Here is an 18,840-nt window from a genome sequence, read left to right as displayed (position 1 = left end):
ATTGTGAGTCGGGTTCCATCACCGCGAGCTGCGACAGAAGATCGCAACGGATCGTTACGAGGGTGTGTACCCATAAAGACGATCAAAGCGTTATGCGCGTGATCCGAAGCCGACGTCACCCGCGAGAGCAACGCTCGCTCGACTAATGTCGGCCGGCTTCAGCCTCCTGCTCTAACTGCAAGATCCGTGCTCGTAGCGTGTCAAAGGTTTCTTCGGCAGCCTCGCTAAACAGCGGGTCCTCATGATTGATTGAAGCAGAAGCGATCTCGGTCCAATCCTGAGGCTCTAAAGCCTTGAGGGCGGCAGGAAAGAAATCACGATCTTCCATCATGATGTGACGCCGCTCGCTCTCTATGAAATCGCGAACGACCTTCCACATTTTGCCGCAGGATTTCACGATCCGCGAGGACGTAATCGACCGCTTGAGCGACGCGGCGCAAACGCTCGGTCCCCTTCTGGTGCTCAAGTGTGAGGTTACCGATCTTTGCAGCCGCAGCGGGATCGCGACGTTTTAGCTTGGCGAAGACCAGCTCCTCAAGAGGATGATGGTACATCTCGGGATAGAGTTCGAAATAGCTGATAACCGCGCGAATAACTTCGTAGTCAGGGCGGTCCCCGCGATCGAAAATTTCCAGCTCGCGCTCGAGGACGGCGAGCAGTGTCTCGATATTGCGATGTTCTCGGGACAAGCGCTCAATGATCATTGCAGCCTCCAATGAAGTCATTGAGAAAAAATTACATTAGCGTGAAAACATTTCAGCGCTTTGCGCTAGATCAAACCCGGGCCGGAAAGGGAAAAGACGTTATGTCATTGACCAGGGGTCAGTGGGTCACAATGGCTTTCCTGAGGCATTCAGATGTGTTGGCGCCGCGCAGCCTCATCACATTCACCCGCCTTTTGGACCCAACCCGGACCTCTGGCGAGGTCCGCTATCGCGCCTATCAGGGGCGCCGCGAACCTCATACCCTTCCCTGATCTTCGGCGCGAAATTGACGTGTACGCGCCCTAACCCGCCTTCATCCGGTAGTGGCTGACACCCCATTCGCTGCCATCGGCGTAGCCGAACAGCCCTGATGTCGCGAGGAAGAACCAGCGCCAGCGTCGCATCCACAAAGCGGTCTCCTCGCCATGGACGCTGCGCAGGGACGCTTCGATCGTGTCGCGATGCGCATCGAAATTAGCGAGCCAGTCGTTCGCGGTGCGCCGATAGTGCGTTCCGCTCCAGCACCATTCCTTCTCGATCCTGAAGACGTCGCCGAATTGCCTGACGAGGTGATGGCTCGGCATCAATCCATCCATGAAGACATGCTGCGCGATCCAGTCCTCGCGATTGGCACGGTCGAACAGATGAGAGCCGGAACGATGGGTGACGATGTGCATGAAGAAGCGCCCGTCAGGCGCGAGCCAGGACCGCACGCGCGTCATCAGCTTGCGCCAGTTCATCATCTGCTCGAACATCTCGACCGAGACGATGCGGTCGAACTGCCCATCGGGCGCGAACACGTTCATGTCCGCCGCGACCACGCGCAGGTTCAACAGCCCGCGCAGCCGCGCCTGCTCCTCGACATGGGCGCGCTGGGCCTGCGAGTTCGACACCGCCGTCACCTTCGCGTGCGGGAACCGCCGCGCCATCCACAGCGACAGCGAGCCCCAGCCGCAGCCGAGCTCGAGGATGGTCTGGCCGTCGGCGAGACCGGCGTGCTCGACGGTCTGGCGCAGCGCCTCCTCCTCCGCCTCCTGCAGCGTGCTCGCATCGGACTTGTAGAAGCAGGACGAGTAGTTGCGGTTGGGCCCGAGCACCTCCGCAAAGAACGCCGCGGGCACCTCGTCATGCCCGGCATTGACGGCACCCGCGTCCCCGGCGATCGGCCGCAGGATCATCCGCCCGGCGAAGGCGGCATCGTCGGCCGCACCCAGCGCGGCCATGCGCGTCGCCGTGCGCGAGCACAGGCGCTGGATCGCGGCGCGGATCACGACGTCCGGCAGCGGCACGCGTTCGGCAGTCCCGAAGATCGCGGAAACGACGCTCATGCGATCACTCCGTTGATCAGGTCTCGTTGTGGCGGCTGCGAAAGGAACGGACAGGTTCGGGCGTTGCCACCCGCCCGGCGGGCTCTGAGATCAAGACAGCATCGACCGCCCCGCAGATGCTGCCGCGCCACCCAGGCGAGCGCCATCCGGACCGCGAGCAAGAGCGCGATGACTGCCACTCCCCAGGATTCGTCACCATGCAAAAATCCGACCTAAGCCTGCGGAATGCCGAAGTTTTGCAAATTACGCCTCTATCAAAGCGCGGTTTCAGCTTTGGGTTCCGGGAGCTCTCCACGAAATCGGCACATCCGGCGCTTTTTTTGGGCTACCGCTGTGCCATAGTGCGCCCCGCAAGCAAGTTCGTAACGGATGATACCGGCCATGCCGCCAGGCGCCTCGCACCGCTCCCCCATTGATATCGAATATACCAAGCTATCCTCACCCAGCGTTTTCCTGGTGCGGATGCTGGTCTTTCTGGTGCTGTGCACCCTGGTCGGCGTGGTGCTCTACAAGCAGATCATCCTGGCCTTCTTCGCCAATCCCGGCCTCAATGCCCTGATCGGCGGCGTGCTGTTCATCGGCATCATCCTGGCTTTCCGGCAGGTGATCCGGCTCTACCCCGAAGTCTCCTGGGTCAACAATTTCCGCATCGCCGATCCCGGCCTGGCGCCGTCCCGGCACCCGAAACTGCTGGCGCCGATGGCCATGATCCTCGGCGGCGAGCGCACCGGGCGGATGACGATCACCCAGACCACCATGCGGCACCTGCTCGATTCGATCGCGACCCGCCTGGACGAGGCCCGGGACATCTCCCGCTACATGACCGGCCTGCTGGTCTTCCTCGGTCTGCTCGGCACCTTCTGGGGCCTGATCGAGACGGTCGGCTCGGTCGGCAAGGTGATCGACGGGCTCAAGGTCGGGGGCGATTCCGGCGCCCTGTTCGACACGCTGAAGGAGGGCCTCGCCGCCCCGCTCGGCGGCATGGGCATCTCGTTCTCGAGCTCGCTGTTCGGCCTCGCCGGCTCGCTGATCCTCGGCTTCCTCGATCTGCAATCGAGCCAGGCCCAGAACCGCTTCTACACCGACCTCGAAGACTGGCTCGCCACCACCGTGCGCGAATATGGCCACGGCGAGGTTGCGGTCGCAGCCGGTGGCGGCGGCGGCGTTGCCAGCGGCGAGCTCCAGGCCGCCGTCGAGCGCTTACGCTCCGTGCTCGAGGAAGGCAGCGCCAGCCGCGGCACCACGGCGGCAATGGCGAGCCTTGCCGAAGCCATCCAGGCGCTGGTCTCGCACATGCGGACCGAGCAGCAGATGATCCGCGAATGGGCCGACGGCCAGGGCGAGCAGAACCGCGAGATCCGCCGCCTGCTGGAGCGCATCGCGCGCCAGCCTGAGAAGGGTTGAGGACACGACGAAGGTTTCGTGCCCCGGACGCGATGCAGCACGAAGTGGTGCATCGCTGAGCCGGAGCCCAGAGCCTTCACCGAGACAAATGGGTCCCGGCTCTGCGCAGCAGCGTTTCACGCTGCAGCGCGTCCGGGACACGAGAGTGGAGATCGACGACATGGCTCTAGCCCGCGGCCGCCGCAGCGAAGCCGGCTTCAACTACTGGCCCGGATTCGTCGACGCGCTGTCGACGCTGGTGCTGTCGATCGTGTTCCTGCTGTCGGTGTTCCTGGTCGTGCAGTTCTTCCTGTCGCAGGAGGTCACCGGCAAGGACAAGGCGCTGGAGCAACTCAACGCCAAGATCGCCCAGCTCAACGAGCTCTTGTCGCTGGAGAAGCTCGGCAAGCTCACGCTGGACGACCAGGTCTCGCAATTGAAAGCGGGCCTCGCCTTGGCCGAGACCGAGCGCGATCGCATCAAGGGGCTCTATGACGGCCTCGCCGCCGCCGGCAACGACGCCCAAGGCAAGTCCACCGAGCTCGGCAAGGCGCTGGACTCGGAGAAGGCGGTGTCGGCGCGGGCGCTGGCGCAGATCGAGGTGCTGAACCAGCAGATCAGCGCGCTGCGGCGGCAACTGGCGGCGCTGGAAGAGGCGCTCGACGCCAGCGAGAAGCGCGACAAGGAATCGCAGAACCGCATCGCCGATCTCGGGTCTCGCCTGAATGTTGCCTTGGCGCAGCGCGTGCAGGAATTGTCGCGTTATCGCTCGGAGTTCTTCGGCCGCCTGCGCACCATCCTCGGCAACCGCCCTGACATCCGCATCGTCGGCGACCGCTTCGTGTTCCAGTCCGAAGTGTTCTTCGACACCGGCCAGGCGACCTTGCTGCCCGAGGGCCGCGCCGAGCTCGACACATTGGCGACCGCGCTGATCGATCTCGACAAGAAGATCCCGAACGAAATCCCCTGGGTGCTGCGCGTCGACGGCCACACCGACGTGCGCCCGGTCAGCGGTGCGAACTTCAAATCGAACTGGGACCTGTCCGCGGCGCGCTCGATCTCGGTGGTGCAGTATCTGATCTCGCTTGGTGTGCCCGCCCAGCGCCTCGTCGCCGCCGGCTTCGGCGAATTCCAGCCGCTCGACGCCGCCAACACGGAAGAAGCCTACAAGCGCAACCGCCGCATCGAGCTGAAGCTGACGGAGCGGTAGTGAGCGCCCTCCACCTCCGCCCCTACCACCCCGAGGACGAAGCCGCCGCGATCGACCTCTGGCATCGCACCTGGCAGCAGGCCTATCCGCAGATCGATTTCGCCGCGCGGCTGGACTGGTGGGGCGAGCGCTGGCGCAAGGATCTGGTGCCGAAAGCCTCGATCGTCGTCGCCGAAGCGGACGGCGTGCTGACCGGCTTCGTCACCATCGACGGCGAAGGCTATCTCGACCAGCTCGTGGTCGATCCCGCGCACTGGGGCTCGGATGCGGCCAGGCTGCTGGTGGATGAGGCCAAGCGCCTGTCACCGTCAGGCGTCACGCTGCTCGTCAACAAGGACAATGCCCGCGCCATCCGATTCTACGAGCGCAACGGCTTCGCGCATGCCGGCGAGGATTTGAACCCGACCTCGGGACGGCCAGTGCTGAAGATGACTTGGCGGGCGTGACGAGGTTTGCTGCCGACCCCCCTCAGCTGTCATGCCCCGGCTTGCCGCCTTCGCTGAAGCTTCGGCGTGCCGAGCGCTCGTGTGGGCCTCGGCGTAGCCTTGGCGGAGCCGGGACCGGGGCATCCAGTACGCCGCGACTTCTCCGAATCTCACTGCTGTCTCTGGAATACTGGATCGCCCGCTTTCGCGGGCGATGACACCGTGAATGAGGCAACAGGCGGGACGCCTCACGCGCCCTCGAACTGCAGCCTCGCCAGCCTCGCGTAGAGCCCGTTCGCAGCAACGAGCTCGGCATGCGTGCCCTGCTCGACGATCTTGCCCTGGTCCATCACCAGGATGCGGTCGCAGGACAGCACGGTGGCGAGACGATGTGCGATCACCAGCGTGGTGCGGTGGCGCATCAGCTCTTCCAGCGCGGTCTGGACCAGCGTCTCGCTTTCGGCATCGAGCGCGGAGGTGGCTTCATCGAGCAGCAAGAGCGGCGCATCGCGCAGGATCGCGCGCGCGATGGCGATGCGCTGGCGCTGGCCGCCGGAGAGCGTGACGCCGCGCTCGCCGAGCGGGGTCTCGAAACCTTCGGGCAGGCGGCGAATGAACTCGGCGGCATGCGCGAGCTCGGCGGCACGCTCGACCTCGGCATCGGTCGCATCGGGCCGGCCGAAGCGGATGTTCTCGCGGGCGCTCGCGGCAAACACGTTGGATTCCTGCGGCACCAGCGCGATGCGCAAGCGGAAATCGCGCGGGTCCGCGGATTTGACCGGCACGCCGTCGAGGGAGATCGCGCCGCCCCGCGGGTCGTAGAAGCGCAGCAGGAGATGAAAGATGGTGCTCTTGCCGGCGCCTGAGGGGCCGACGATCGCGACCTTCTCGCCGGGGCGCACGGTGAACGACACGGCATCGAGCACATTGACGTGAGGCCGCGCCGGATAAGCGAAGCTGACCTGGTCGAAGCCGACCTCGCCGCGCGCCGGCACCGGCAACGCGCGCGGGGACGCCGGCGCGGTGATCTCGGGCTGCACATGCAGGATCTCGAACAGGCGCTCGGCGGCGCCGGAGGCGGCCGAGACCTCGCCCCAGACCTCGCTGAGCTGGCCGAGGCCAGCCGCGGCGAAGGCCGCATAGAGCACGAACTGGCCGAGCCGACCCGGCGAGATCGTACCGATCAGGACGTCATGCGAGCCGATCCAGAGGATCGCGACCACGCTTGCGAACACGATGAAGATGATGATGGCGGTGAGCACGGCGCGGGCCTGCGTGGAGGTGCGCGCGGCTTCATAGGCCTGCTCGACCTCGCCGCCAAAACGCTTCTCGGCTAGCCCTTCGCTGGTATAGGCCTGCACAGTGCGGATGGCGCTGACCAGCTCGCCCGCATAGGCGGAGGCTTCGGCGAGCGTGTCCTGCGCATTGCGCGACAGACGCCGCACCCAGCGCCCGAACGCGACCAGCGGCAGCACGATCAGGGGAATGGCGAGCAGCACGAAGCCGGAGAGGCGCGGGCTGGTGATCACCATCATCGCCGCCGCACCGAAGAACATCATGAGATTGCGCAGCGCGATCGAGACGGAGGCACCGACCGCGGACTTGATCTGGGTGGTGTCGGCCGTGAGCCGAGACACCAGCTCACCGCTGCGCGCGGAATCGAAGAAGGCCGGCGAGAGCGAGAGCAGATGCGCGAAGACGTCGCGCCGCAGGTCGGCGACGATGCGCTCGCCGATCGTCATCACGAGGTAGTATCGCGAGGCGCTGGCAAGCGCGAGCACGGCGACCACCGCGATCATCACCGAGAAGTAGCTGTTGATCAGCGCGATGCCTTCCGGCGTCAGGCCGAAATCGATCATCCGCCTCACAGCGATGGGCACCAGCAGCGTGGTCAGCGCCGCGACCGTGAGCGCGACGAAGGCGAGCGCCGCGCGGCCGCGATAGCGCGCCACATAGGGCGCGAGTGCCAGCAACGGCCGCAGCTTGGCGCGGCTCTTCGCCGGCGTCTCGATCAACTCGGCTTCGATCGACGGGGCCTCAGGCCCGGCGCGCTCGTCGCGGTACTGGTCGTCAAGCCGTTCCACAGCGCTCATGAGATCGGACCCAAGGAGACATATTAGCTCCACATAGGCCGCTGCGGGGGGAGTGGCAAATCCGGGATGTCCCTTAGGGGACGGCCCGGTTCTCCTTTGCCCACAATGGCTTGTTTTAAAGGGGCCTGTGGGGTATAGACCCCGCCAAATCCGTCATTCGATAGCCACTCAAGACAGGCGCCGGGCGCCGAGGAATTGCCATGAAAGCCGAAATTCATCCGAATTATCATACGATTAAGGTCGTGATGACCGACGGAACCGAGTACCTGACCCGCTCCACCTGGGGCAAGGAAGGCGACACGCTGAATCTCGACATCGACCCGAAGTCGCACCCGGCCTGGACCGGCGGCAACGCCCAGCTGATGGATCGCGGCGGCCGCGTCTCGCGCTTCCAGAAGAAGTTTTCGGGCTTTCTCAAAAAGGATTGATCCCGCCCGCAAGGCTGGACACGAAAAACGCCCCCGGTCAGACCGGGGGCGTTTTTGTTTGTGGCGAGACCTGTAGGGTGGGCAAAGAGAAGCGTGCCCACCATTCCTTCTACGATCCGGAAAGCAAAGTGGTGGGCACGGCGCTTTGCGCCTTTGCCCACCCTACGAGACCTGTGACTACGGCACTTGGGTGCTTACCGCTCGAACGCGGCCTTCAGCGCGTTGAGCTGCGGCACCAGCGGGTTGCCGATCGCCACGTATTCGACCGGCGGGGTGTGGATGGTGGTGTCGAGGCGGCGCACGCGGGTCTGAAGGCTCATCGAGCGATGGATCAGATCCTGGAGCTGCGAGGGCAGCTTCTCGACGGTATCGGACGGGCCGGGATCGGCGGCGCTGAGCTTGACCTTGGTCTTCTCGCGATTGGCCTGGCTCAGCGTCATCTCGCCTTCCTTCACCGCGCGGTGCAGCAGCAGCCACGAGGCAAGCTGCATCAGGCGGGTGGTCAGGCGCATGCTCTCGGTCGCATAGGTGAGGCTGACGGCGCGATCGAGCGCCTTGGCCTCGGTGCGGCCGGCGCCATCGAGATAGGCGGCGGTCTCTTCCACCAGGTCCATGCCCTCACGGAACAGGACGCCGAACGCCGCAGAATTGGTGAACCGCTCGCTGAGTTGAACGAGAGCACCTTCGGCTTGCAAACGTTCCATGGTTAACGCCCCTTACGCAACTGTCTGACTGTCCGGCTTTGGCGCCGGGTTATGATGAACAAATCATTGCGCGGGCGGGACGCGGAGTCCAGCGGCAAGCGCGGATATGGTTTCCGCGCGTCTTTCCTCGGAATTCAACCGGAACGGGACCCAAAAAGGCAAAAAAAGAGCCGCCGGAGACCGGCGGCTTTGAAAGTTGATAACAGGGAGGCGTCAAACAGAGTGGACAGGAGCCACTCGGTGTCCAAACGAGGACAGCTCCAGTCATAAACCCGAAAGCTTAATTGGAAGTAAACGAGCTAATTTTTTGAGAGTTCGTTAGCCATGTCGGTCACTGGCCGAGGGGGCGGCGGAACAAACTCGGCACTCGTCATTCCGGGGCGCCACGAAGTCGCGAGCTTTGATGCGCAATTGCGCATCTGAGAATCCATAGCCACAGGCGGATGCGGTGGCCCGGCTCAGCCTGCCCGTTTCAACTGCCCGTGGTTATGGATTCCGGGCTCGGCGCTGCGCGCCGCCCCGGAATGACGACGCGAGATAGTTTTGCGCGAAGCATGGGTCCCGGCTCTGCGGAGCAGCGCTACGCGCTGCACCGCGTCCGGGACACAAGAGGTGAGCGCTGGGCTCTACTTCTTGAAAAAACTATCCGCCGCATCGCGCGAGGCGCGCTTCTTGGTGGCGGCTTCCTCGAGCCTTGCGATCTCGGTGTTGAGCAGCGCCACGCGTTCCGTCAGTTCCTCCACTGACAAGAGCGAGAGATCCTGTCCGATTTCATGGCTGACCTTCTTGCGCGGCTTGTCGTCGTCCTCGATGGCCATGTGTCCTCCCGGGCAGTCCTGTCCTGAAAGACGCCGATCTGGCGTTTTCCGAGCCGAAATGGTACCGCTCCTGCACAAGGAGAATTTGCAGTGACTTTCGCGAGCGCGCAACACCTGACGCGAATGCCCCGGCCCGACCGCAAGGAGGCTGATCGGACGGGATAAGCGCGCGTCCACGCGCGTGAGGCATGAGCCGACCCCAAGCCCTTCCGATCATGCGGGAGGGCTTTTGATTTTTCGTCGGTCGGCATCACCAAACGCGAAAGACCGCAGTCATGACCAAAATTCTCATCACCAGCGCCCTTCCCTACGTGAACGGCGTCAAGCATCTCGGCAATCTCATAGGCTCGCTCCTCCCCGCCGATGTCCATGCCCGCTTCAGGCGACAGATCGGCGACGACGTGCTCTTCATCTGCGCCACCGACGAGCACGGCACGCCGGCTGAGCTCGGCGCCGTTCGCGCCGGACAGGATGTCCGCACTTTCTGCGATGCGCAGCACGCAATCCAGGCCGACATCTACCGACGCTTCGGCCTCTCCTTCGACCATTTCGGGCGAACCAGCTCGCCACAGAACAGCGCTCTGACGCAGCACTTCTATCGCAGGCTCGACGATGCCGGATTGATCGAGGAACGTAAGTTGCCGCAGGTCTGGTCACCCACGGACGGCCGTTTCTTGCCGGACCGCTACGTGCTCGGCACCTGCCCGCATTGCGGCGACCCGTCCGCGCGCGGTGATCAATGTGACCAGTGTGGCGCGCTGCTCGATCCGCCCGAACTGATCGACCCGCGATCCGCGCTGTCGGGCGACCGGGCGCTGGAGGTCCGCGAAAGCCGCCATCTGTTCCTGCGCCAGTCGCAGCTTGTCGAAGCGTTGAGCGCGTGGATCAATAACCGTTCCGGCTGGCCCTCCTTCGTGGTGTCGACCGCGAAAGGCTGGCTGACAGCCGATCTGCGCGATCGCTGTATCACGCGCGATCTGGCCTGGGGTATCCCGGTTCCGCGACAGGGATTCGCCGACAAGGTCTTCTATGTCTGGTTCGACGCGCCGATCGGTTACATCGCCGCCACCCAGGAATGGGCCGCCGCCGCGCCGGGCCGCGACTGGCGAAAATGGTGGTGGCAGGCCGATGACGTCCGCTACGTCCAGTTCCTCGGCAAGGACAACATCCCATTCCACACCGTGAGCTTCCCGGCGACGCTGATCGGCTCGAACGAGCCCTGGAAGAGCGCGGACGTGATCAAGGGATTCCACTGGCTCAATTACGAGGGCGGCAAGTTCTCGACCAGCCGCAATCGGGGCATCTTTACCGACCAGGCTCTGGAGGAATTGCCCGCCGATCTCTGGCGCTGGTGGCTGATCGCCAACGCGCCCGAAAGCGCCGACTCCGATTTCAACGTTGCCAGGTTCGTCGCCGACGTGAACAAGGATCTCGCCGACATCTTCGGCAACCTCGTCAATCGCATTGTCAGCTTCGCCCATCGGGCCTTCGACGGCCGGATTCCGGAAGGCGGCGCTCCTGACGAGGCCGAGCACCTGCTCGCACGGGAACTGGAGCAGCGTATCGCGACGCTGCGACGCCATCACGAGGCGCTCGAGTTTCGTACCGCGGCCGCCGCAACGCGTGCGATCTGGGATGTGGCGAACGCTTACCTGCAGCATGCCGCGCCGTGGACAGCCATCAAGTCCGATCGGCTTCGCGCGGCGATCGTGACGCGAACAGCCCTCAATCTGGTCCGCACCTGCGCCGTGCTGGCGTGGAGTATCGTGCCCAGCCTGTCGGAAAATGTGCTGCACGCCTTCGGTAGCGAAGATGCCGCGCCACGCTGGCCCGGTGGCCAAATCGCGGACTTGCTCGACGGCGGCGCCGGCACAGCGGTCGCGCCGATCGGTCCACTGGTCGAAAAAATCTCTCCCGAAAGAGCAAGCCATCTGGCGGCGCGGTTCGGGCCTTAATGTCGTTTCACTTCGGCGGAAAAAGGCGATATGCCATCCGCCGAATTCATTCATCCAAGGACACATCATGGACAAGCTGCCCGCGCAAATGACCGTGGTCGCCATCTCCAAGCCCGGTGGACCGGAGGTGCTGGTGCCGGAACAACGTGCCGTTCCGCAGCCCGGTCCCGACGAGATCCTGGTCAAGGTGCAGGCCGCGGGCGTCAACCGGCCCGACGTGGCGCAGCGCTCCGGCGCCTATCCGCCGCCGCCCGGCGCCAGCGACCTGCCGGGGCTCGAGATCGCGGGCGAAGTGGTGGCGGTCGGCAGCAACGCCAAACGGCACAAGATCGGCGACAAGGTGATGTCGCTGGTCGCCGGCGGCGGCTATGCGCAGTACTGCATCGCGCAGGACGCCCAGGCGATGAGCGTGCCGCCGGCGCTGTCGATCAGGGAAGCCGGCGCGCTGCCGGAAACCCTGATGACGGTCTGGCACAATGTGTTCGAGCGCGGCGGCCTGAAGGCCGGCGAGACGCTGCTGATCCATGGCGGCTCGTCCGGCATCGGCACCATGGCGATCCAGCTCGCGAAAGCGTTCGGCGCGAAAGTGTTCGTCACCGTCGGCTCGCAGGACAAGATCGATGCCTGCCTCAAGCTCGGGGCCGACCGCGCCATCAACTACAAGACCGAGGACTTCGTCGCCGTGGTCAAGGAAGAGACCGACAAGGCCGGCGTCAACCTGATCCTCGACATGGTGGCCGGCGAGTATGTCGACCGCAACTATGATGCCGCGGCGGTCGACGGCCGCATCGTGCAGATCGCAACCCTCAACGGCCCCAAGGTCAGCGTCAACATCGCCAAGGTGATGGTGAAGCGCCTGACCCATACCGGCTCGACCCTGCGCCCCCGTAGTAATGCGGACAAGGCGGCCATGGTGGCCGCAATCGAGGCGAAAGTGATGCCGCTGTTGCGCGAAGGCCGCGTCAAGCCGCTGATGGACAGCAGTTTCCCGCTGGAAAAGGCATCCGATGCGCACCGGCGCATGGAGACCTCGGCACATATTGGCAAAATTGTGTTGGAGGTCTAGGCCAACGGCCCATCAGGCAAGGCGGAAACCCTTTGATTTTCCTCGCTTTCGTGGCATCTATCGCGACGCGCCGAACCATCTTGTTCCGTTCGGAAAACGCCTTGCACTGACCATCTTGCACTGAAGAGTTTGCGTCGAACGCGGAGAACCGACCTTGCGTCTGATCAGGTGCCTCGCGCCCATAGCGCTGGGCCTCATGATTCTCGTCGCCGCATCCCAGGCGCGCGCGCTGGATGCCGTCAGCGTCCGCGGCGACGCGCCCGCGATCGACCTCACCGGCGTGCTCGAGCATCAGCGCAGTGACGCCGATCGCATCCAGGTCTCCACCGCACCCGGCACCGACGGCATCGTCCGCCGCATCGAGGTGCGCGCCCGCGAGGGCGGCCAGAACTGGGTGGTGTTCGCGCTCGCCAACAACACCGACGACCAGCTCGACCGCCTGATCGTCGCCCCGCATTACCGCATCGTCTCGTCGGGCCTGCTGTGGCCCGACCTCGGGCTGTCGCGCATCGCGACCATCACGCCCTCGATCGGCGACCGCCCGGAGCGCCAGGAGAGCGCGACGGCCGACGTGTTCCGCATCACGCTCGATCCCGGCGCCGTCGTCACCTTTGTCGCGGAACTGCGCACCGACAAGCTGCCGCAGCTCTATCTGTGGGAGCCCGAGTCCTACAAGGACAAGGTCAACTCCTTCACGCTGTACCAGGGCATCGTGATCGGCATCTCCGGGCTTTTGGCGCTCGTGCTCACCATCCTGTTCGTGGTGAAGGGCAGCATCATGTTCCCGGCCGCCGCGGCGCTGGCCTGGGCGGTGCTGGTCTATATCGGCGTCGATTTCGGCTTCTGGGGCAAGGTGCTCGACATGTCGAACAACGCCGAGCGCATCTGGCGCGCGGCGGGCGAAGCGATATTGGCGGCGACGCTGCTGGTGTTCCTGTTCGCCTATCTCAACCTCAGTCGATGGCACGTGCGCTATTCGCACATTACGGTGCTCTGGCTCGCCTTCCTGGGTTCGCTGGTGGCGCTCGCCTTGTTCGACCCGGCGGTGGCTTCCGGCATCGCCCGCATGTCGCTGGTGCTGATCGCCTTTGCTGGCTTTGCGCTGATCGTCTACCTCTCCACCCACGGCTTCGACCGCGCGGTGCTCTTGATCCCGACCTGGTTCCTGCTGGTGGTCTGGGTGGTCGCGGCCGGCATGACGGTCGCGGGCTCCGTCACCAACGACATCGTCGGCCCGGCTCTGCTCGGCGGCCTCGTGCTGATCGTGATGCTGATCGGCTTTACGGTGATGCAGCACGCCTTTGCCGGCGGCAGCGCCACCACCGGCGTCGTCTCCGACATCGAGCGGCGCGCGCTGGCGCTGGCCGGCTCCGGCGATCTGATCTGGGACTGGGACGTCTCCGCCGACAAGGTGTTCACCAGCCCCGAGACCGAAGCCCTGCTCGGCCTCAAGCGCGGCACGCTGGAAGGCCCGGCCGCCTCATGGCTTGAGGTGCTGCATCCGCTCGACCAGGACCGGTTCCGCGCCGCGCTCGACAGCGTGCTCGACCAGCGCCGCGGCCGCCTGGTGCAGGATTTCCGGCTGCGCACGCCGGACGGTCATTTCATGTGGTTCGCGCTGAAGGCGCGCCCGGTGGTCGGCTCGGACGGCGAGGTCTCGCGCGTGGTCGGCACGCTGACCGACGTCACCGAGCTGCGCAACGCGGAGGAGCGTCTGCTGCACGATTCCGTGCATGACAACCTCACCGGCCTGCCCAACCGCAAACTGTTCATGGACCGGCTCGGCGCGGTCGCGCATTTCGCCAAGACCATGCCGACGCTGCGGCCGACGCTGATGGTGATCGACCTCGACCGCTTCAAGCAGGTCAACGATTCCGTCGGCATCGCGGTCGGCGACTCGATCCTGCTGACGCTGGCCCGCCGCCTCACCCGCATCCTGAAGCCGCAGGACACGCTGGCGCGGCTTGCCGGCGACCAGTTCGGCCTGATCCTGCTCTCGGAGCAGGACCCTGCCCGCATCACCGCCTTCGCCGAGACCATCCGCAAGACCATCCGCGCCCCGATCGCCTTCAACGACCGCGAGATTTTTCTCACCGCCTCGATCGGGCTCGCGCTGTCCGATCCGCAGACCCAGTTGACGGACGAGATCATCAAGGACGCCGAGCTTGCGATGTATCATTCCAAGCGGATCGGCGGCGACCGCATCGACGTCTACAAGCCGGCGATGCGCGCGCGAAAGACCGACCGCCTGACGCTGGAGAGCGAGCTGCGCCGCGCCATCGAGCGGCAGGAGCTCACGATCCTGTACCAGCCGATCGTGCGGCTGGAGGATCGTTCGATCGCCGGCTTCGAGGCGCTGGTGCGCTGGGATCATCCGAAGCTCGGACGCATGGCGCCGTCGGAATTCATCAGCATCGCGGAAGAGACCGGCCTGATCGTCGACCTCGGCATGTTCGTGCTCGACCAGACCGCAAAGCAGCTTTCGGTGTGGCAACGCGCGATGCGCTCGCGCGAGCCGATCTTCGCCTCCGTCAACGTCTCCTCGCGGCAATTGCTGCGCCACGATCTTATCCACGACATCCGCACCGTGCTGTCGCGCTCCTCGGTGGCGCGCGGCACGCTGAAGCTGGAATTGACGGAATCGCTGGTGATGGAGAACCCGGAGCACGCAGCCCAGATGCTGACGCGCATCCGCGAGCTCGGCACCGGGCTGTCGCTCGACGATTTCGGCACCGGCCATTCGTCGCTGGCCTATCTCCAGCGCTTCCCGTTCGACACCATCAAGATCGACCAGTCGTTCGTGCGCACCACCAACCGCGGCACCCGTCCGGTGATCCTGAAGTCGATCATCGCGCTCGCGCATGATCTCGGCATGGACGTGGTCGCGGAAGGCGCCGAGACCGATTCCGACGCGGTCGAGCTCTACCAGATGGGCTGCGAATACGCGCAGGGCTTCGCCTTCGGCGAGCCCATGGACGCGGACGCGGCGATGCGTCTGCTCACCGAAGTGCGGCTGGAAGCGGCGAGCTAGCGCTTATCTTCTTCCGCTCTCCTCCCGGAAAGGGTCGCTCGCAAAGCGAGCGGGGTGCCGCACCGGCGCGCTTATGCCGGGCTTGATCCAGATCAATGGGCCCTGCTCGACCCACCATGAAAGATGGCACGCAGCATTCGACCCAGAACGGCTTCGTCATCGAGGTCACTGGGCTCGCAGCTGTCGTTCTCAGAATGAGCGGACCACGCGTCTTTCTCAGGAGTCACGGATGACTCAGCACCTTTTCTACGCGATCGCCCTCATCGGCACCGGAGTGTTCCTCGCCTCATCGGCCGAAGCAGTGACAGCCGCACGATGCGAGGACCGAGGCGCAAATTGCCTTGGCACATGCGCCGACTACACCGGCGGGGCCGGTGACGTTCGAGGGCGCCAGAACACATGCGTGCGCGCCTGCGACCGGCAGACGACCAGATGCCTGATACGAGCCCATGACGAACGCTGGCCCCATAATCGCCAATGAAGGCCGTGGTTCTACACTTGGGCTAACGCCCCCCGTCTCGCGCTTGCGGCGCACCGCGTCCAGCTGACCTACCCTGGCTTGCGTCGTAGCCCCGCGACCAAACAAAACCCCACCACCAGCGAGATCGCGGCAAGACCGCCCCAGACCATTCCCGCCTGTTCGAGATAAACATCCTGCGTTACCGGGTCGTAACAGCGGCCGAGCTCGTTGAAGCAGTCGCGCCAGCGCCAGTAGCGGGCCTCGAAGGCGAGCGCGAACAGCACGCCTGTTGCAATCAGGGCTGCGCCAAAAATCCCCCTTAGCCAGCGCAGAATCATGCAGCGTCAGCTCACCTGCGCTGCTTCTTCTTGGTGAACCGCACGCTCTGGCCGTCCGGCATCCGCGTCGCGACGAACCCCGCGGCGAGGCAGGCTTCGCGCTGGGGCATCTGGATGTCGGGGCTGCGGAGGCTGTCCCACCATGAGGCGCGATTCGCCGCCCGCGGCAGGGCCGAGCCGATGATCTCCTCGATCTGCTCGAAACTCAGCACGAATTCCGTTTGCTTCTGCCGCATCAGGTAATCCCGCAGCGCGTCGTAATCGTTCACAATCGTCCTCTCGTCCCAGCTCCGCTGCCCAAAAGCGATGCCCGCGGAAACCAATTCTTAACTCATTGTGGCAGCGCCGTCCCGGCTTAAACACTACGCAAGATTTCGGGCGCATCCACTAGTGTCGGGAGCACTCGATGCAGTCTGGATGGCGCGACGTCACGACCCGCCGGCCGTGGCGGATTTCGGCGAAGCTGCTGATCATATCGTCCGTCGTGACGGTGATCGGCTTTTCCGCCATTTGCGTCAACGTCATGCTGGACATGCGCCGCGGCGAGGAGGCCCTCGCGCGCCAGACGCTGGACAATCTGGCCACCTCCATCGAAGCAGATATCAGCCGCAACATCGAGATCTACGATCTCTCCCTGAAGGCGGTCGCCAGCAACATGCTGCTGCCGGAGATCAACGCGGTCTCGAAGCCGATCCGTCACCTGATCCTGTTCGATCACGCCACCACGGCGCGGCACTTCGGCGCCATCCAGGTGTTCGATGCCGAGGGCAGGCTGACCATCGACGCCTCCACGCTCGATCCCCTGCCGGAGAACCGGAGCGAGGAGGACTACTTCAGGGTTCATCGCGACGATCCCGACGCCGGCCTCTTCATCAGCCGTCCGATGCTTTTCCGCGGCGCCTATTCCATCGTGCTGAGCCGGCGCATCAGCGATACCGACGGCGGCTTCTTGGGGGTCGTCACCGGCTCGATCCGTTTCAGCTATTTCCACGAATTGTTCGAGCGCCTGAACCTCGATCCCGACGATACCATCACCGTGCTGACGCGCGATCGCACCATCATGATGCGGCGGCCGTTCGATCTCGACGTCATCGGCAAGAATCTCGGGACGCGGCAGAGCTGGAAGGCCGACAATCTCAAGGCCGGCGGGTCCTATGCGGGCCAGGGTCCGGTGGACGCGACGCCGCGCCTCTACGTCCGCAGCACCGGCCCGGGTCCGCTGTTCGTGGTGGCAGGCAAGCCGCTCGCCGCCGTGTTCGAGCTCTGGCAGAAGGAAGCCTACCGCATCGGCGCCGTGGTCCTGGCGCTCATCCTGTTCATGCTGGCCTCGACGCTGGTGCTCGCCCGCGAGATCGGCCGGCGCGCCGATGCCGAGCGCAAGCTCGAGGAGATGGCGACGACGGATGCGCTCACCGGCCTGAAGAACCGCCGCAAGTTCGACCAGGTCATCGACGTCGAATGGCGCCGCGCGACGCGCCAGAAGACGCCGGTCGCGCTGCTGATGATCGATGCCGATCACTTCAAGGCCTACAACGACACGTTCGGCCATCAGGCCGGCGACCAGGTGCTGGTCGGCATCGCCATCTGCATTTCCGATTCGGTGCGGCGCTCCGGCGACTGCGCCGCGCGCTATGGCGGCGAGGAATTCGCGGTGCTGCTGCCGAACACCTCGGCCGCCGAGGCCTTCAATGTCGCCGAGACGATCCGCGGCAAGGTGCAGGGCTGGTCCGACGACCAGGCGATGTCGACGGTCTCCTGCGGGATTGCAGGCCTGGTTCCTACCACCGGCCTGGACTGGCCGGTCCTGGTCGCCGCCGCCGACAAGGCGCTCTATGCGGCGAAAGCCGGCGGCCGCAACCAGTCCGTGGTCGCGAGCCTTCCGAAGCTGTCGCTGGTGGCTTGAGGGGCCCCCTCCGTCATTGCGAGCGAAGCGAAGGAATCCAGACTGTCTCCGCGGAGGCAGCCTGGATTGCTTCGTCGCTTCGCTCCTCGCAATGACGAGTGGAGCGCTACCGCCCCAGATATTTCTTCATCTCCGCGATCAGCCCATCGCGCAGTTCCGGCCGCTTCAGGCCGTAGGCGATGTTGGCGCGGAGGAAGCCGGGCTTGGAGCCGCAATCATGGCGCTCGCCCTCGAACTCGACGCCGTAGAATTTCTGCGACTTGGCGAGGCCGATCATGGCGTCGGTGAGCTGGATCTCGCCGCCGGCGCCGCGCTCCTGGGTCTCCAGGATCTTGAAGATCTCCGGCTGGAGAATGTAGCGGCCGGTGATGGAGAGGTTGGAGGGCGCGGTGCCCTTGGCCGGCTTCTCGACCATGCCGTCGACCTCGAACATCTTGCCGGTGCGCTTGCCGACGCCGCAGATGCCGTATTGGTGGGTGAGATGGTCGGGCACCGCCTCGACCGCGATGACGTTGGATTTTTCGCCGAGCGTTGAAGCCGTCTCGATCATCTGCTTGAGGCAGCCGGTCGTATTGAGCACGAGCTCATCGGGCAGCACCACCGCGAACGGCTCGTTGCCGACGATGTCGCGCGCGCACCAGACCGCGTGGCCGAGACCGAGCGGCGCCTGCTGGCGGGTGAAGCTGACGGCGCCGGCCTCCGGCTGGTTCTGCGCCAGGATGTCCTGCTCGGCCTTCTTGCCGCGCGCGGCGAGCGTCGCGTCGAGCTCGAACATCTTGTCGAAATGATCTTCGATGACGTTTTTGTTGCGGCCGGTGACGAAGATGAAGTGCTCGATGCCGGCTTCCCTCGCCTCGTCATAGACGTACTGGATCAGCGGCTTGTCGACGATGGTCAGCATTTCCTTCGGCATCGCCTTGGTGGCGGGCAGGACGCGGGTGCCGAGGCCGGCGACGGGGAATACGGCTTTGCGAATTTTCATGGGACAGATCGA

The 18,840-nt window shown here is 64.8% G+C and carries 17 protein-coding genes; 8 read left to right on the top strand and 9 right to left on the bottom strand.

Translation table 11 applies throughout. The features are described 5' to 3' along the window. Window positions 1–142: 142 nt before the first annotated feature. The 3 genes from AB7Z56_RS06005 to AB7Z56_RS05995 all read right to left on the bottom strand — a co-directional run bounded on the left by AB7Z56_RS06005 (window position 143) and on the right by AB7Z56_RS05995 (window position 2,032). A complete protein-coding gene (locus tag AB7Z56_RS06005; protein WP_354124364.1) occupies window positions 143–331 on the bottom strand; it encodes a hypothetical protein in 189 nt (62 codons plus the stop codon). Beyond that, complete coding sequence (locus tag AB7Z56_RS06000) at window positions 315–704, bottom strand: hemerythrin domain-containing protein (protein WP_354124363.1); 390 nt, start codon at window positions 702–704, stop codon at window positions 315–317. The genes AB7Z56_RS06005 and AB7Z56_RS06000 overlap by 17 nt, the downstream gene beginning before the upstream one ends. A gap of 302 nt (window positions 705–1,006) precedes the next feature. Continuing rightward, window positions 1,007–2,032 carry an SAM-dependent methyltransferase gene (locus tag AB7Z56_RS05995; RefSeq protein ID WP_063981017.1) on the bottom strand — a complete coding sequence of 342 codons (1,026 nt, stop codon included), beginning with the start codon at window positions 2,030–2,032 and terminating at the stop codon, window positions 1,007–1,009. A gap of 381 nt (window positions 2,033–2,413) precedes the next feature. Here AB7Z56_RS05995 and AB7Z56_RS05990 point away from each other — a divergent pair, with 381 nt between their 5' ends. From AB7Z56_RS05990 to AB7Z56_RS05980, 3 genes are all read left to right on the top strand, one after another. Next, a complete protein-coding gene (locus tag AB7Z56_RS05990; RefSeq protein WP_063981016.1) occupies window positions 2,414–3,436 on the top strand; it encodes a hypothetical protein in 1,023 nt (340 codons plus the stop codon). Between the two features lie 160 nt (window positions 3,437–3,596). After that, window positions 3,597–4,625 (top strand): peptidoglycan -binding protein, encoded by a 1,029-nt coding sequence (locus AB7Z56_RS05985; protein WP_063986082.1) that lies wholly within the window; start codon window positions 3,597–3,599, stop codon window positions 4,623–4,625. Further along, window positions 4,625–5,071 carry a GNAT family N-acetyltransferase gene (locus AB7Z56_RS05980; protein WP_063981015.1) on the top strand — a complete coding sequence of 149 codons (447 nt, stop codon included), beginning with the start codon at window positions 4,625–4,627 and terminating at the stop codon, window positions 5,069–5,071. The genes AB7Z56_RS05985 and AB7Z56_RS05980 overlap by 1 nt, the downstream gene beginning before the upstream one ends. Window positions 5,072–5,298: 227 nt before the next feature. Here the strand turns inward: AB7Z56_RS05980 and AB7Z56_RS05975 are convergent, their stop codons facing one another. Further along, entirely contained in the window at window positions 5,299–7,143 is a 1,845-nt protein-coding gene (locus AB7Z56_RS05975; RefSeq protein ID WP_063981014.1) for an ABC transporter ATP-binding protein/permease, read from the bottom strand. A 200-nt stretch (window positions 7,144–7,343) separates the two neighbouring features. Here AB7Z56_RS05975 and rpmE point away from each other — a divergent pair, with 200 nt between their 5' ends. After that, on the top strand, window positions 7,344–7,571 hold the full coding sequence (gene rpmE, locus AB7Z56_RS05970) for a 50S ribosomal protein L31 (protein ID WP_007599895.1): 228 nt from the start codon (window positions 7,344–7,346) through the stop codon (window positions 7,569–7,571). A gap of 194 nt (window positions 7,572–7,765) precedes the next feature. Here the strand turns inward: rpmE and rcdA are convergent, their stop codons facing one another. Further along, window positions 7,766–8,275, bottom strand: a complete 510-nt coding sequence (gene rcdA, locus AB7Z56_RS05965) for a protease adaptor protein RcdA (protein ID WP_028148425.1) — start codon at window positions 8,273–8,275, stop codon at window positions 7,766–7,768. Between the two features lie 626 nt (window positions 8,276–8,901). After that, the gene (locus AB7Z56_RS05960; protein ID WP_028148424.1) at window positions 8,902–9,093 is read right to left on the bottom strand and encodes a DUF1192 domain-containing protein; all 192 of its coding nucleotides are present in this window, start codon (window positions 9,091–9,093) and stop codon (window positions 8,902–8,904) included. A 275-nt stretch (window positions 9,094–9,368) separates the two neighbouring features. Between AB7Z56_RS05960 and metG the strand changes: the two genes are divergently transcribed. From metG to AB7Z56_RS05945, 3 genes are all read left to right on the top strand, one after another. Then, window positions 9,369–11,048 carry a methionine--tRNA ligase gene (gene metG, locus AB7Z56_RS05955; RefSeq protein WP_283018002.1) on the top strand — a complete coding sequence of 560 codons (1,680 nt, stop codon included), beginning with the start codon at window positions 9,369–9,371 and terminating at the stop codon, window positions 11,046–11,048. 67 nt (window positions 11,049–11,115) lie between these two features. After that, window positions 11,116–12,114, top strand: a complete 999-nt coding sequence (locus tag AB7Z56_RS05950) for an NAD(P)H-quinone oxidoreductase (protein ID WP_063981012.1) — start codon at window positions 11,116–11,118, stop codon at window positions 12,112–12,114. Window positions 12,115–12,268: 154 nt separating this feature from the next. Next, window positions 12,269–15,145, top strand: a complete 2,877-nt coding sequence (locus AB7Z56_RS05945; RefSeq protein WP_071916666.1) for an EAL domain-containing protein — start codon at window positions 12,269–12,271, stop codon at window positions 15,143–15,145. 549 nt (window positions 15,146–15,694) lie between these two features. Here AB7Z56_RS05945 and AB7Z56_RS05940 read toward each other — a convergent pair. Further along, window positions 15,695–15,943, bottom strand: a complete 249-nt coding sequence (locus AB7Z56_RS05940; RefSeq protein ID WP_063981010.1) for a hypothetical protein — start codon at window positions 15,941–15,943, stop codon at window positions 15,695–15,697. A gap of 11 nt (window positions 15,944–15,954) precedes the next feature. Then, window positions 15,955–16,212, bottom strand: coding sequence for a DUF7662 domain-containing protein (locus tag AB7Z56_RS05935; protein WP_028148420.1), 258 nt, complete (start codon window positions 16,210–16,212; stop codon window positions 15,955–15,957). A gap of 137 nt (window positions 16,213–16,349) precedes the next feature. On the opposite strand from AB7Z56_RS05935, the gene AB7Z56_RS05930 reads away from it, so the two are divergent. Continuing rightward, window positions 16,350–17,846, top strand: a complete 1,497-nt coding sequence (locus tag AB7Z56_RS05930; RefSeq protein WP_063981009.1) for a sensor domain-containing diguanylate cyclase — start codon at window positions 16,350–16,352, stop codon at window positions 17,844–17,846. A gap of 106 nt (window positions 17,847–17,952) precedes the next feature. Here the strand turns inward: AB7Z56_RS05930 and galU are convergent, their stop codons facing one another. Further along, complete coding sequence (galU, locus tag AB7Z56_RS05925) at window positions 17,953–18,828, bottom strand: UTP--glucose-1-phosphate uridylyltransferase GalU (RefSeq protein WP_063981008.1); 876 nt, start codon at window positions 18,826–18,828, stop codon at window positions 17,953–17,955. Between the last annotated feature and the right edge of the window lie 12 nt (window positions 18,829–18,840).

Origin of the sequence: Bradyrhizobium sp. 482_C4_N1_8 (assembly GCF_052075965.1) — a bacterium.
In the GTDB taxonomy this organism is placed as follows: Bacteria; Pseudomonadota; Alphaproteobacteria; order Rhizobiales; family Xanthobacteraceae; genus Bradyrhizobium; species Bradyrhizobium barranii.
Note: the sequence above shows the minus strand (reverse complement) of the source record. Positions and strands in the feature narration are given on the sequence as shown.

What these genes read in the sequence shown, in the direction of transcription:
- AB7Z56_RS06005 (WP_354124364.1), bottom strand. Translation starts at nt 331, where the DNA reads ATGATGGAAGATCGTGATTTCTTTCCTGCCGCCCTCAAGGCTTTAGAG.
- AB7Z56_RS06000 (WP_354124363.1), bottom strand. Translation starts at nt 704, where the DNA reads ATGATCATTGAGCGCTTGTCCCGAGAACATCGCAATATCGAGACACTG.
- AB7Z56_RS05995 (WP_063981017.1), bottom strand. Translation starts at nt 2,032, where the DNA reads ATGAGCGTCGTTTCCGCGATCTTCGGGACTGCCGAACGCGTGCCGCTG.
- AB7Z56_RS05990 (WP_063981016.1), top strand. Translation starts at nt 2,414, where the DNA reads ATGCCGCCAGGCGCCTCGCACCGCTCCCCCATTGATATCGAATATACC.
- AB7Z56_RS05985 (WP_063986082.1), top strand. Translation starts at nt 3,597, where the DNA reads ATGGCTCTAGCCCGCGGCCGCCGCAGCGAAGCCGGCTTCAACTACTGG.
- AB7Z56_RS05975 (WP_063981014.1), bottom strand. Translation starts at nt 7,143, where the DNA reads ATGAGCGCTGTGGAACGGCTTGACGACCAGTACCGCGACGAGCGCGCC.
- rpmE (WP_007599895.1), top strand. Translation starts at nt 7,344, where the DNA reads ATGAAAGCCGAAATTCATCCGAATTATCATACGATTAAGGTCGTGATG.
- rcdA (WP_028148425.1), bottom strand. Translation starts at nt 8,275, where the DNA reads ATGGAACGTTTGCAAGCCGAAGGTGCTCTCGTTCAACTCAGCGAGCGG.
- AB7Z56_RS05960 (WP_028148424.1), bottom strand. Translation starts at nt 9,093, where the DNA reads ATGGCCATCGAGGACGACGACAAGCCGCGCAAGAAGGTCAGCCATGAA.
- metG (WP_283018002.1), top strand. Translation starts at nt 9,369, where the DNA reads ATGACCAAAATTCTCATCACCAGCGCCCTTCCCTACGTGAACGGCGTC.
- AB7Z56_RS05950 (WP_063981012.1), top strand. Translation starts at nt 11,116, where the DNA reads ATGGACAAGCTGCCCGCGCAAATGACCGTGGTCGCCATCTCCAAGCCC.
- AB7Z56_RS05940 (WP_063981010.1), bottom strand. Translation starts at nt 15,943, where the DNA reads ATGATTCTGCGCTGGCTAAGGGGGATTTTTGGCGCAGCCCTGATTGCA.
- AB7Z56_RS05930 (WP_063981009.1), top strand. Translation starts at nt 16,350, where the DNA reads ATGCAGTCTGGATGGCGCGACGTCACGACCCGCCGGCCGTGGCGGATT.
- galU (WP_063981008.1), bottom strand. Translation starts at nt 18,828, where the DNA reads ATGAAAATTCGCAAAGCCGTATTCCCCGTCGCCGGCCTCGGCACCCGC.